This window comes from Mycobacterium sp. 852002-10029_SCH5224772, from assembly GCF_001667315.1.
Classification (GTDB): domain Bacteria; phylum Actinomycetota; class Actinomycetes; order Mycobacteriales; family Mycobacteriaceae; genus Mycobacterium.
Genome location: NZ_LZHT01000003.1, coordinates 39,817 through 53,306, shown reverse-complemented (window position 1 = coordinate 53,306; position 13,490 = coordinate 39,817). Strand labels below are relative to the sequence as shown.

12 protein-coding genes are annotated in these 13,490 nt (G+C 67.9%); 11 read left to right on the top strand and 1 reads right to left on the bottom strand.

The genetic code is table 11. The annotated features are described in order from the left end of the window. Positions 1 to 2: 2 nt before the first annotated feature. A complete protein-coding gene (gene manA / locus A5775_RS00255; RefSeq protein WP_067245423.1) occupies positions 3 to 1,229 on the top strand; it encodes a mannose-6-phosphate isomerase, class I in 1,227 nt (408 codons plus the stop codon). Here the strand turns inward: manA and A5775_RS00250 are convergent. Then, positions 1,207 to 2,571 (bottom strand): NAD(P)/FAD-dependent oxidoreductase, encoded by a 1,365-nt coding sequence (locus tag A5775_RS00250; RefSeq protein WP_197512271.1) that lies wholly within the window; start codon positions 2,569 to 2,571, stop codon positions 1,207 to 1,209. The genes manA and A5775_RS00250 overlap by 23 nt on opposite strands. A gap of 99 nt (positions 2,572 to 2,670) precedes the next feature. Between A5775_RS00250 and A5775_RS00245 the strand changes: the two genes are divergently transcribed. From A5775_RS00245 to lpqB, 10 genes are all read left to right on the top strand, one after another. Continuing rightward, positions 2,671 to 4,185 (top strand): APC family permease, encoded by a 1,515-nt coding sequence (locus A5775_RS00245; protein WP_067245416.1) that lies wholly within the window; start codon positions 2,671 to 2,673, stop codon positions 4,183 to 4,185. Between the two features lie 100 nt (positions 4,186 to 4,285). Continuing rightward, positions 4,286 to 5,533: an alkane 1-monooxygenase gene (locus A5775_RS00240; RefSeq protein WP_067245413.1), complete on the top strand. Its 1,248-nt coding sequence runs from the start codon at positions 4,286 to 4,288 to the stop codon at positions 5,531 to 5,533. Further along, a complete protein-coding gene (locus A5775_RS24490) occupies positions 5,530 to 5,700 on the top strand; it encodes a rubredoxin (protein WP_082952816.1) in 171 nt (56 codons plus the stop codon). Before A5775_RS00240 ends, A5775_RS24490 begins: the two co-directional genes overlap by 4 nt. 23 nt (positions 5,701 to 5,723) lie before the next feature. Beyond that, on the top strand, positions 5,724 to 5,909 hold the full coding sequence (locus A5775_RS00235) for a rubredoxin (RefSeq protein ID WP_067245698.1): 186 nt from the start codon (positions 5,724 to 5,726) through the stop codon (positions 5,907 to 5,909). A 45-nt stretch (positions 5,910 to 5,954) separates the two neighbouring features. Next, entirely contained in the window at positions 5,955 to 6,635 is a 681-nt protein-coding gene (locus tag A5775_RS00230; RefSeq protein WP_156660516.1) for a TetR family transcriptional regulator, read from the top strand. 123 nt (positions 6,636 to 6,758) lie between these two features. Continuing rightward, positions 6,759 to 8,231: an adenosylhomocysteinase gene (gene ahcY, locus A5775_RS00225; protein ID WP_067245407.1), complete on the top strand. Its 1,473-nt coding sequence runs from the start codon at positions 6,759 to 6,761 to the stop codon at positions 8,229 to 8,231. A 91-nt stretch (positions 8,232 to 8,322) separates the two neighbouring features. Then, entirely contained in the window at positions 8,323 to 8,955 is a 633-nt protein-coding gene (locus A5775_RS00220) for a dTMP kinase (protein ID WP_067245392.1), read from the top strand. Positions 8,956 to 9,035: 80 nt separating this feature from the next. Beyond that, positions 9,036 to 9,722, top strand: a complete 687-nt coding sequence (mtrA, locus tag A5775_RS00215; protein ID WP_007168097.1) for a two-component system response regulator MtrA — start codon at positions 9,036 to 9,038, stop codon at positions 9,720 to 9,722. Positions 9,723 to 9,819: 97 nt separating this feature from the next. Then, complete coding sequence (gene mtrB, locus A5775_RS00210; RefSeq protein ID WP_082952815.1) at positions 9,820 to 11,523, top strand: MtrAB system histidine kinase MtrB; 1,704 nt, start codon at positions 9,820 to 9,822, stop codon at positions 11,521 to 11,523. Then, entirely contained in the window at positions 11,523 to 13,277 is a 1,755-nt protein-coding gene (gene lpqB / locus A5775_RS00205) for an MtrAB system accessory lipoprotein LpqB (RefSeq protein WP_197512269.1), read from the top strand. The genes mtrB and lpqB overlap by 1 nt, the downstream gene beginning before the upstream one ends. Positions 13,278 to 13,490: the final 213 nt, after the last annotated feature.

Genomic DNA, 13,490 nt, shown 5'->3' with positions numbered 1-13,490 from the left:
CAGTGGAAGTGCTTCGCGGGGCCTTGAGAACGTACGCGTGGGGTTCGCGTACGGCCATCGCCGAGTTCACCGAGCGTCCGGTTCCGGCGGCGCATCCGGAGGCCGAGCTCTGGTTCGGCGCCCACCCGGGCGATCCGGCCTGGCTGGAAACCGGCAACGGTGAGATCACCTTGCTCGAGGCGCTCGACGCCGACCCGGAGGGTCAGCTCGGGCCGGGGTCGCGGGCCCGCTTCGGTGACGTGCTGCCCTTCCTGGTGAAGGTGCTGGCCGCCGACGAGCCGCTGTCGTTGCAGGCGCACCCGAGCGCCGCGCAGGCGGCCGAGGGTTACCTGCGCGAGGAGCGGGTCGGCATCCCGCTGACCTCGCCGGTGCGCAACTACCGCGACACCTCGCACAAGCCGGAGTTGCTGGTGGCGCTGCACCCGTTCGAGGCGCTGGCCGGGTTCCGCCCCGCGTCGCGCACGGTCGAGTTGCTGCAGGCGCTGGCCGTCTCCGACCTCGACCCCTTCATCGACCTGCTGAACGACCAGTCCGACGCCGACGGTCTGCGCGCGCTGTTCACCACGTGGATCACCGCGCCGCAGCCCGACATCGACGTGCTGGTGCCCGCCGTGCTCGACGGCGCCATCGCCTACCTCAGTTCGGGGGCAACGGAATTCGCGGCCGAGGCCAAGACGGTGCTCGAGCTCGGCGAACGCTATCCCGGCGATGCCGGGGTGCTGGCGGCGCTGCTGCTCAACCGCGTCAGCCTGGCCCCGGGTGAGGCCATCTTCGTGTCGGCCGGCAACCTGCACACCTATCTGCGGGGTTTCGCGGTGGAGGTGATGGCCAACTCCGACAACGTGTTACGTGGTGGCCTGACCCCCAAGCACGTCGACGTACCCGAGCTGCTGCGGGTGCTCGACTTCGCGCCCACCACCGAGGAGCAGCTGCGGCCGCACATTCGCCGCGAGGGCTTCGGGCTGATCTATGAGACGCCGGCGGACGAGTTCGCCGTCGCGCTGTTGGAGCTGGAGGAGGAGTACGTCGGCCACGAGGTGGACGCGACGTGCAGCCACGACGGGCCGCAGATCCTGTTGTGCATCCAGGGCTGCACGACGGTGCACGGCAAATCCGGTTCGCTGACGCTGAAGCGGGGGATGGCCGCCTGGGTGGCGGCCGACGACGCCCCGATTCGGCTGGTCGCGCACGAGCCCAGCAAGCTGTTCAGGGCGACGGTAGGGCTGTAGGGGTCCGGCGCCGCTGACCCAGCCACAGCCCGGCGTTGTGCGCGATGGCACGGCCGATGATCCGCGGTGGCGGAACCATATAGAGGCTGTCCAGCAGCGAGAACCGGCGCAAAAACCATTCCGCCAGAACGGGTTCGGTTTCGGCGGCCCCCAGGAATTGGTCGAACAGCGCACCGGAGGGACGCCACCACCAGGGAATCGGTCCCGACGTGGCGGCGTGGTGGAAGGTGATGTCGCCGATGGCGTTCATCATCCACACCGGAAACGTGCTCTTGGCGGTGGCCCGGTTGAGCACGGCGGCCAGTCGATCGTCGGGGCCTTGCAGCGCGCGGCGCAGATGGCCGGCCTGCAACGAGGTCATCGTCATGCCCTGCCCGAAGGTGGGGTTGAAGCTGGCCACCGCGTCGCCGAAGGCGACGATGCCGCCCGGGAAGCGGTCCAGCTTGTCGTAGCGGCGCCACTTGCTGGCCGGAAAGGCGTGGAAAGCGGGATCGCCGAGCGGCTCGGCGCGCGCCAGCGCCGCGGTGAAGTGGGCGGGCAGCAGCTGTTCGGCCAGCGCCAGCATCTCGGGGAAGGTCCTCGGCGGTTTCACGTGGGCGACGCCGAAGGTGGTCAGGACCCAGGTGCCGTCCTCGTAGCACAGCATGCCCAGCCCCAGGGATTGGTCGTGGGAGGCGCCGGCGACCACGACCTTCTCCGCGATCAGCCCGTCGGGGATGCGGAACTGCTGGGTGGCGTAGTTGATGCCGATGTCGACGGCCTGTTCGACAGGGCGCGCGAATCCCCATTGCGTCAACCACGCCGGCAGCCGGGTGCCCCGCCCCGCCGCGTCGACGACGAGGTCGGCGGCTATGAATTCTGGCTCGCCGTCGTCGGGATGGACGGGATCCACCAGCACGCCGGTCACCCGTTGTCCCACGCGGTCGAACCGCGGTTCGGCCACCGAGCGCCGCACGATGGTGACGTTGTCGAGGTCGTGAACCCGTTTGCGCAGCTGCCATTCCAGATGCGGGCGGCTGGGCACGTAGGCGGTGAATTCGTCGCGCAGGGTTTGCCCCGTGCCCAGGACATGGCCCGCGGCGCCCAGGTGGATGCAGTCGGGCCGGTTCTCCAGCTTGGGCACGCCGGCGGCCACCATGTCGTCGAGCAGGCCGGGGAAGAGGTTCTCGAATTCGATCGCCCCGCGCGCCATCAACATGTGCAGATGGCGGTCCTGGGGCACCGTCGCCCGGTTCGCCGGGATCGCCGGCAACTCGTCGCGCTCGTAGACCGTCACCCGCGAATACGCGTCCGAAAGCACCCGCGCGGCGCACAATCCGGCGATGCTCCCGCCGACGACCACCGCATGGTCCCTCGTGTTTGCTTTGCTGTCCGGCATTTGCGGGGAGTACCCAGTACTGTGTCGGACCAATGGCTCCCAGCGTTGGGGAAAGGCGGTTGCATGGCCAATCGATGGCGGACGAAGTCGGTCGAACAATCCATCGCCGACACCGACGATCCGGACACCAAGCTGCGCAAGGAGCTGACCTGGTGGGACCTGGTCGTCTTCGGCGTCGCGGTGGTGATCGGCGCCGGCATCTTCACGGTCACCGCCTCGACGACCGGCGACATCACCGGTCCGGCCATCTGGGTGTCGTTCGTGATCGCGGCGGGAACCTGCGCGCTGGCGGCGTTGTGCTACGCCGAGTTCGCCTCGACGCTGCCGGTGGCCGGTAGCGCCTACACCTTCTCGTATGCGACCTTCGGGGAGTTCCTGGCCTGGATCATCGGCTGGAACCTGCTGCTGGAATTGGCGATCGGCGCCGCCGTGGTGGCCAAGGGCTGGTCGAGCTACCTGGGTACGGTGTTCGGGTTTGCCGGTGGCACAGTCGGATTCGGTTCGGCCCAGGTGGACTGGGGCGCGCTGGTGATCGTCGCGGGGGTGGCGACGCTGATCGCGTTGGGCACCAAGTTGTCGTCGAGGTTCTCCGCGGTGGTCACCGCGATCAAGGTGTCGGTCGTGCTGTTCGTCGTGGTGGTCGGCGCCTTCTACATCAAGCGGTCCAACTACTCGCCGTTCATCCCCAAGCCTGAGGCGAGTCACGAGGCCAACGGCATCGACCAGTCGGTCCTGTCGTTGCTGACCGGGGCGCACAGCAGCCACTACGGCTGGTACGGCCTGTTGGCGGGGGCGTCCATCGTCTTCTTCGCGTTCATCGGGTTCGACATCGTGGCCACCATGGCCGAGGAGACCAGGAATCCGCAGCGCGACGTCCCCCGCGGGATCCTGGCGTCGCTGGGCATCGTGACCGTGCTCTACGTCGCGGTCGCGATCGTGCTGTCCGGCATGGTGTCCTACACGGAACTCAAAACGGTTCCGGGCCGCGGCCAGGCGAACCTGGCGACGGCCTTTACCGCGAACGGCATTCACTGGGCCAGCAAGATCATCTCGATCGGCGCGCTGGCGGGGTTGACCACCGTGGTGATGGTGCTGATGCTCGGCCAGTGCCGGGTGCTGTTCGCGATGGCGCGCGACGGTCTGTTGCCGCGGTCGCTGGCCAAGACCGGCACGCGGGGCACCCCCGTGCGGATCACCGTGCTGGTGGCCCTGGTGGTGGCCGTGACCGCGTCGGTGTTCCCCATCACCAAGCTCGAGGAGATGGTCAACGTCGGAACGTTGTTCGCCTTCGTCCTGGTCTCCGCCGGCGTGATCGTGCTGCGCCGGACCAGGCCGGACCTGGAGCGTGGTTTCAAGGCGCCATGGGTACCGCTGCTTCCGATCGCCTCGATCGCCGCCTGCGGGTGGCTGATGCTCAACCTCACCGCGCTCACCTGGGTCCGGTTCGCCGTCTGGCTGGTGGTCGGCACGGCGATCTACGCCGGGTACGGCTACCGGCACTCGGTCCAGGGACGCCGGGAATCGGAGCCGGCGCGCAGCGACGAGCTCGAGGCCGATCCCAACAGCCCGGTGCCGTAACGGCGTACTTTACAAAACAATGGTGTTTGTCTAGACAGGAGACGCAAACGCCGGTATTGTCCAACCTCAACGTGGTGTGACTCACAAGGAGGTTTGGCATATGACCACATTCGAGCCGCAGGTAGACGAGAGAAGCGGCGCCCCCGTGTGGCGGGACAGGAAGCGCCGCCTGTGGCTGATGGGCCTGATCGCGCCGACGGCGTTGTTCGTGATGGTGCCGCTCATCTGGGCGTTGAACCGGCTCGGCTGGCATGCCGCCGCGCAGGTGCCACTGTGGATCGGGCCGATCCTGGTCTACGTGCTGCTGCCGATCCTGGACCTGCGCTTCGGCCCCGACGGGCAGAACCCGCCCGACGAGGTGATGGAGCAGCTGGAGAACGACAAGTACTACCGCTACTGCACCTACGCGTTCATCCCGTTCCAGTACCTGAGCGTGGTCTTCGGCGCCTACCTGTTCACCGCCTCGAACCTGAGCTGGCTGGGGTATGACGGCCCGCTGGGGTGGGCCGGCAAACTCGGCGTGGCGTTGTCGGTCGGGGTGCTCGGGGGCGTCGGCATCAACACCGCGCACGAGATGGGCCACAAGAAGGATTCGCTGGAGCGCTGGCTGTCCAAGCTCACCCTGGCGCAGACCTGTTACGGCCACTTCTACATCGAGCACAACCGCGGCCACCACGTGCGGGTGGCCACCCCGGAGGACCCGGCGTCGTCGCGCTTCGGGGAGACCTTCTGGGAGTTCTTGCCGCGCAGCGTCTTCGGAAGCCTGCGTTCGTCACTGCGGCTGGAAGCGCAGCGGATTCGCCGGCTGGGAAACAGTCCGTGGAATCCCAAAACGTACCCGTCCAACGACGTGCTCAACGCCTGGGCCCTGTCGGTGGTGTTGTGGGGGCTGCTGATCGCGGTCTTCGGGCCGGCGCTGATCCCGTTCGTGATCATCCAGGCGGTCTTCGGTTTCAGCCTGCTCGAGTCGGTCAATTACCTGGAGCACTACGGCCTTCTGCGGCAACAGAATTCGAGCGGCCGCTACGAGCGGTGCACCCCCGTGCACAGCTGGAATTCCGACCACGTGGTGACCAACCTGTTCCTGTACCACCTGCAGCGGCACAGCGATCACCACGCCAACCCGACCCGGCGCTACCAGACGCTGCGCAGCCTGGACGGCTCGCCCAACCTGCCCAGCGGGTACGCGTCGATGATCTCGCTGACCTACTTCCCGCCGCTGTGGCGCAAGGTGATGGACCACCGGGTACTGGCGCACTACGACGGTGACATCACCCGGGTCAACCTTGCGCCCCGGCTGCGCGCGAAGCTGCTGGCGCGTTACGGGGCCCAGGGGGCCCGGGCATGACCGCCTACCGCTGCCCCGGCTGCGACTACACCTATGACGAGGCGAAAGGCGCTCCGCGGGAAGGCTTTCGGCCGGGCACGCCCTTCGCTGATATTCCCGACGACTGGTGCTGCCCCGATTGCGCGGTGCGCGAGAAGGTCGATTTCGAAACTACGACAGTTGGATAGGCAATCGGAGAGGAGTGAACCCGATGAGCGAGGACTACAAGCTCTTCATCTGCGTGCAATGCGGATTCGAGTACGACGAGGCCAAGGGCTGGCCGGAGGACGGCATCGCGCCCGGAACCCGGTGGGACGATATCCCGGAGGACTGGAGCTGCCCGGATTGCGGCGCGGCGAAAACAGACTTCGAGATGGTGGAGGTCGCCCGTTCGTGACCGCCGGCGACGATGCAGAGGGTAGCGATGAGGAGGAGCGGCGCTATGACCGCCGCCCGCACCGCCGCGGCCATTAGCGAAAGAACAGATTTCGGCTCGCAAGCCGCTATTGTCGCGCCTGTGAAGCGGTTGCCGTACGCCGAGGCGTCGCGCGCCCTGCTGCGCGACTCGGTGCTCGATGCGATGCGGGATCTGCTGGGAACCCGGGACTGGTCGGCGATCACCCTGTCCGACGTCGCCCGCGCCGCGGGCATCAGCCGGCAGACCATCTACAACGAGTTCGGCTCCCGGCAGGGGCTGGCGCAGGGGTACGGCCTGCGCCTGGCCGACCGTCTGGTCGACGCCGTCAACGCCGCGCTGCAGGCCCACGTCGGCGACATCTATGCGGCGTTCCTGCAGGGGTTCCGCGACCTGTTCACCGAGCTGTCGGCCGACCCGTTGGTGATCTCGCTGCTGACCGGCGTCGCCAAACCGGACCTGCTGCAGATCATCACCACCGACAGCGCCCCCATCATCACCGGCGCCTCCGAACGGCTGACCACCGCGCTGACAGATAGCTGGGTGGCCACCAGCGACGAGGACGCCGGCGTGCTGGCGCGTGCCATCGTGCGGCTGGCGTTGAGCTACGTGTCGATGCCGCCCGAGGCCGACCACGACGTCGCCGCTGATCTGGCGCGGTTGATGACGCCGTTCGCCGAGCGACACGGCGTCATCAACGTTCCCTGATCCTTCCCTGGCCCGTACCGCGCGGGCGCGCACGACTACAGTGGCGCAAGAACATACCTAAGCTAATTACCGCTTGGATCCAAGCGAGCCCCCGGACGGCAGAAAAAAGAAGGAAGAGAAGCTATGACGACGACCGAAAACGCACTCACCCCCGACGTTCGAAACGGCATCGATTTCAAGGTCGCCGATTTGTCGTTGGCGGATTACGGTCGCCGGGACATCGAACTCTCGGAGCAGGAGATGCCGGGTCTGATGTCGCTGCGCCGCGAGTACCACGACGTGCAGCCGCTCAAGGGCGCGCGCATCTCGGGCTCGCTGCACATGACCGTGCAGACCGCGGTGCTGATCGAGACCCTTGTCGCGCTGGGCGCCGAGGTCCGCTGGGCGTCCTGCAACATCTTCTCCACCCAGGACCACGCCGCGGCCGCGGTGGTCGTCGGCCCGCACGGCACCCCGGAGGAGCCCAAGGGCGTTCCGGTGTATGCCTGGAAGGGCGAGACGCTCGAGGAGTACTGGTGGGCGGCCGAGCAGATTCTGACCTGGCCGGGCGAGCCCGCGAACATGATCCTGGACGACGGCGGTGACGCCACCATGCTGGTGCTGCGCGGCGCGCAGTACGAGAAGGCCGGCGTGGTGCCGCCCGACGAGGAAGACGACTCGGCCGAGCACCGGGTGTTTTTGAACCTGCTGCGCAAGCGCTTCGAGACCGACAAGGACAAGTGGACCAAGATCGCCGCGTCGATCAAGGGCGTCTCCGAGGAGACCACCACCGGTGTGCTGCGGCTCTACCAGTTCGCCGCGGCCGGCGACCTGGCCTTCCCGGCGATCAACGTCAACGACTCGGTCACCAAGTCCAAGTTCGACAACAAGTACGGCTGCCGGCACTCGCTGATCGACGGCATCAACCGCGGCACCGACGTGCTGATCGGCGGCAAGAAGGTCCTGATCTGCGGCTACGGCGACGTGGGCAAGGGTTCCGCCGAGTCCGTGGCCGGCCAGGGCGCGCGGGTGACCGTCACCGAGATCGACCCGATCAACGCCCTGCAGGCCCTGATGGAGGGCTTCGACGTCAAGCGGGTGGAGGACATGATCGGCGAGGCCGACATCATCATCACGACCACCGGCAACAAGGACATCATCACCCTCGAGCACATGAAGGCGATGAAGGACAAGGCCATCCTGGGCAACATCGGCCACTTCGACAACGAGATCCAGATCGCCCGGCTGGAGAAGTCCGGCGCCACCAAGACCAACATCCGCCCGCAGGTCGATTTGTGGACCTTCCCGGACACGGGCAAGTCGATCATCGTGCTGTCCGAGGGCCGGCTGCTGAACCTCGGCAACGCCACCGGGCACCCGTCGTTCGTGATGAGCAACAGCTTCTCCAACCAGGTCATCGCGCAGATCGAGCTGTGGACCAAGAACGACGAGTACGACAACGAGGTCTACCGGCTGCCCAAGCACCTCGACGAGAAGGTGGCCCGCATCCACGTGGAAGCCCTCGGCGGCGAGCTGACCAAGCTCACCAAGGAGCAGGCCGAATACATCGGCGTCGACGTCGACGGCCCCTACAAGGCCGACCACTACCGCTACTGAGCCGCCGCTTGTCACCGAATGTGCGGACAGCCGCAGATTCGGTGGCGACTGTGCGGACGGCCGCACAGTCGGCGGGCGCTAGGCTCGCGCCGTGCTGATCGCGATCGAAGGCGTCGACGGCGCCGGCAAGCGCACGTTGTCCGAAGGGCTGCGCGCGGCGTTTGAGGCGGCCGGACGATCGGTGGCCATGCTGGCCTTCCCGCGGTACGGGCGGTCGGTGACGGCCGACATCGCGGCCGAGGCGCTACACGGCGAGCACGGAGACCTGGCGTCGTCGGTCTACGCGATGGCCACCCTCTTCGCGCTCGACCGCGCCGCGGCGGTCGAGTACCTCGAGGGGCTGCGCCGCGAGAACGACGTGGTGATCATGGATCGCTACGTCGCCTCCAACGCGGCCTACACCGCCGCCCGCCTGCACCAGGACGCGGCCGGGCCGGCGGTGGCCTGGGTGCACGGCCTCGAGTACCGGCGGCTGGGGCTGCCCGCGCCCGACTGGCAGGTGCTGCTGGCGGTGCCGGCCGAGCTGGCCGGGCAGCGCGCGCGCAGCCGGGCCGAGTCCGATCCGAGCCGGCCGCGCGACAGCTACGAACGCGACGACGACCTTCAGCTACGCACCGGTGCGGTCTACGCCGGGCTGGCCGCCGCGGGCTGGGGCGGCCCGTGGCACGTCGTCGACAAAGACGTCGATCCGGGTCGTTTGGCCGCCGGTTTGATGGCCGGATAGCACAAATTTGTCACGATTTGGCCCTATCGAAGAAGAAACGCCCGTGTGGCGCCCCAATTTTGTCCCGATCTGGTGACACCATGGACTCCATGAGGCAAAGGATTTTGGTCGTCGATGACGACGCTTCGCTAGCCGAGATGCTCACCATCGTGCTTCGTGGGGAGGGTTTCGACACTGCGGTCATCGGTGACGGCACCCAGGCCCTGACTGCGGTGCGCGAACTGCGCCCCGATTTGGTGTTGTTGGACCTGATGTTGCCCGGCATGAACGGCATCGACGTGTGCCGGGTGTTGCGCGCCGATTCGGGCGTGCCGATCGTGATGCTGACCGCCAAGACCGACACCGTCGACGTGGTCCTGGGCCTCGAGTCGGGTGCCGACGACTACATCATGAAGCCGTTCAAGCCGAAGGAACTGGTGGCCCGGGTGCGGGCGCGGCTGCGGCGCAACGACGACGAGCCCGCCGAGATGCTGTCCATCGCCGACGTGGAGATCGACGTGCCGGCGCACAAGGTCACCCGCAACGGCGAGCAGATCTCCCTGACCCCGCTGGAGTTCGACCTGCTGGTCGCGTTGGCGCGCAAACCGCGGCAGGTGTTTACTCGTGATGTGCTGCTCGAACAGGTGTGGGGCTATCGTCACCCGGCGGATACCCGCCTGGTGAATGTGCACGTCCAGCGTCTGCGGGCCAAGGTCGAGAAAGACCCTGAGAACCCGACCGTGGTGTTGACCGTTCGAGGAGTGGGTTACAAGGCCGGACCTCCGTGACCGGCGGCGACGATGCAGAGCGCAGCGATGCTGAGGAGCGGCGCTTCGGCACCGGCGGCGACGTTGTAGAGCGTCGCGTTAGGGAGGAGCTCCGGCGGTGATCTGGGGCTCCCGGCGACGCACTCGGAGCCGCTGGGGGCGCTCCGGCCCCATGACTCGCGGCATGGGGGCAGTGAGTCGGGCCGTGGCCATCGCCTGGCGCCGCTCGTTGCAGTTGCGGGTCGTCGCGCTGACGCTGGGGCTGTCACTGGCGGTCATCCTGGCGCTCGGCTTCGTGCTGACCAGTCAGGTCACCAATCGCGTGCTCGACGTCAAGGTCAAGGGCGCCATCGAGCAGATCGAACGCGCGCGCACCACCGTCGGTGGGATCGTCAATGGCGAAGAGGCGCGCTCGCTCGACAGCAGCCTCCAACTGGCCCGCAACACGCTGACCTCCAAGACCGATTCGGCCTCCGGCGCCGGGACGGCCGGTGCCTTCGACGCGGTCCTGATGGTGCCGGGCGACGGGCCCCGCGCGGCGACCACGGCCGGCCCCGTCGATCAGGTGCCAAATTCCTTGCGCGGCTTCGTCAAGGCCGGCCAGGCGTCCTACCAATACGCGACCGTGCACACCGATGGGTTCTCGGGCCCGGCGCTGATCGTCGGCACCCCGGCGTCGTCGCAGGTGGCCAACCTGGAGCTGTACCTCATCTTTCCGCTGAAGAACGAGCAGGCCACCATCCAGCTGGTGCGCGGCACCATGATCACCGGCGGCGCCGTGCTGCTGGTGCTGCTCGCCGGGATCGCGCTGCTGGTATCGCGTCAGGTCGTGGTGCCGGTGCGATCGGCGTCGCGCATCGCCGAACGGTTCGCCGAGGGGCACCTGTCGGAACGCATGCCGGTGCGCGGCGAGGACGACATGGCGCGCCTGGCGATGTCCTTCAACGACATGGCCGAAAGCCTGTCGCGTCAGATCACCCAGCTGGAGGAGTTCGGTAACCTGCAGCGCCGCTTCACTTCTGACGTGAGCCACGAGCTGCGCACCCCGCTGACCACGGTGCGAATGGCCGCGGATCTGATCTACGACCACAGCGCGGACCTCGATCCGACGCTGGCTCGCTCCACCGAGTTGATGGTCAACGAGCTGGACCGCTTCGAGTCGCTGCTCAACGACCTGCTGGAGATTTCGCGGCACGACGCGGGTGTCGCCGAGCTATCCGTCGAGGCGGTCGATCTGCACACCACCGTGCAGAACGCGCTGAGCAACGTGGGGCATCTGGCCGAAGACGCCGGCATCGAACTCCAGGTCGACCTGCCGACAGAAGCGGTCATCGCCGAGGTCGACACCCGCCGGGTGGAACGCATCCTGCGCAACCTGATCGCCAACGCCATCGACCACGCCGAGCACAAACCGGTCAAGATCCGGATGGCCGCCGACGAGGACACGGTCGCCGTCACCGTCCGCGACTACGGGGTCGGGCTGCGGCCCGGTGAGGAGAAGCTGGTGTTCAGCCGGTTCTGGCGTGCGGACCCCTCGCGGGTTCGCCGATCCGGGGGCACCGGGCTGGGCCTGGCGATCAGCATCGAGGACGCCCGGCTGCATCAGGGCAGGCTCGAGGCGTGGGGCGAACCGGGCGACGGCTCGTGCTTCCGGCTGACACTCCCGCTGGTTCGCGGTCACAAGGTCACCACCAGTCCGCTGCCTATGAAACCGAACCCGCAGCCTTCCCAGCCAGGTGGGCAACCCGACCCGCAGGCCGGGGGGCCCGAGCGCAAGGAACGCCCGCCGCGCCAGCGTGAGCACGCCGAGAGGACCCTGTGATGCGGCGACTGTTGGGCCTGCTGATGCTGGCGGTGCTGCTCGCCGGCTGCGCCGGGGTGCCCAGCTCGTCGGCGCCGCAGGCCATCGGCACCGTCGAGCGGCCGGCGCCGTCGAACCTGCCCAAACCGACCCCGGGCATGGACCCCGATGTGCTGCTGCGCGAATTCCTCAAGGCCACAGCCGATCCGGCGAATCGGCACCTGGCCGCGCGCCAGTTTCTCACCCAGTCGGCATCCAACGCGTGGGACGACGCCGGTAGCGCACTACTGATCGACCACGTAGTGTTCGTCGAAACCCGTGCGGCCGAACGTGTTTCGGCTACCATGCGGGCGGACATACTGGGCTCGCTGTCCGACATGGGGGTGTTCGAAACCGCCGAGGGCGTGCTGCCCGACCCTGGGCCGATCGAATTGGTCAAGACCTCCGGCGGCTGGCGCATCGACCGCTTGCCCAACGGGGTCTTCCTGGACTGGCAGCAGTTTCAGGCGACCTATAAACGCAACACGCTCTACTTCGCCGATCCGACCGGCAAGACGGTGGTTCCCGATCCGCGCTATGTCGCGGTGCCCGACCGTGACCAGCTGGCCACCGAACTGGTCTCCAAGCAGATCGCCGGACCGCGGCCCGAGATGGCCCATACGGTGCGCAATCTGCTCGCACCGCCACTGCGGCTGCGCGGCCCGGTGACCCGGGCCGACGGCGGCAAGAGCGGGATCGGCCACGGTTACGGCGGGGCACGCGTCGATCTGGAGAAGCTGTCCACCACCGACCCGCACAGCAGGCAATTGGTTGCAGCACAGATCATCTGGACTCTTGCCAGGGCCGATATCAGGGGCCCGTACGTGATCAACGCCGACGGTGCGCCGCTGGACGACCGGTTCCGCGACGGGTGGACCACCTCCGATGTCGCCGCCACCGACCCCGGCGTGGCCGACGGCGCGGGCGTCGGGCTGCACGCGTTGGTGAACGGCTCGCTGGTGTCCCTGGACGGTCAGCACACGGCGATGGTGCAGGGGGCGTTCGGCCGTATGGGCGACCAAACCGGCGCCGCGCTGTCGCGCAGCGGCCGGGAGGTGGCGTCGGTGGTGACGCTGCACCGGGGCGCCCCGGACATGGCGGCCTCGTTGTGGATCGGTGATCTGGGTGCTGAAGCGGTGCAGTCCGCCGACGGGCACAGCCTGTCGCGGCCCACCTGGTCGCTGGACGACGTGGTCTGGGTGGTGGTCGACGGCAACAACGTGCTGCGGGCGATTCAGGAGCCGGCGTCGGGGCAACCCGCGCGTATTCCGGTGGATTCGGTCGCGGTGGCCACCCGGTTCCCGGGGCCGATCACCGACCTGCAGCTGTCCCGCGACAGCACGCGGGCCGCGATGGTGATCGGCGGCCAGGTGATCCTCGCCAGCGTCGAGCAGACCCAGGCCGGGCAGTACGCCCTGACCTATCCACGCCGACTGGGTTTCGGGTTGGGCAACTCGGTGGTGTCGCTGTCCTGGCGCACCGGCGACGACATCGTGGTGACCCGCACCGACGCCAACCATCCGGTCTCGTACGTGAACATCGACGGGGTGAACTCCGACGCGCCGGCCCGCGGCCTGCAGATGCCGGTGACGACCGTGGTGGCCAACCCGTCCACGGCGTATGTCGCGGGTCCCGAAGGGGTGCTGCAGTATTCGCCGTCCGCCGACGGTCAGCGGGGTTGGTCGAACGTGCCCGGGCTGACGATTCCCGGCGCGGCGCCGGTGCTGCCGGGCTAGCGGCGATCGCCAGGGCGGCGTGCAGCCCGTGTCGCCATCGCTCGACGTGAGGGATTCCGCTTGAGGATGCAAGCCCGCGCCGCGCTGCCAGCCGGCAATGTCATGCGCGGTCCAGGTGCCAGCTCGGCCGGTCACACCGAAGTACAGCCCGTTGAGTGCGGCCAATTGACCGGCGACTTCAGCCGTTTCGGGTCGCAAGGGCTCCATCACTGC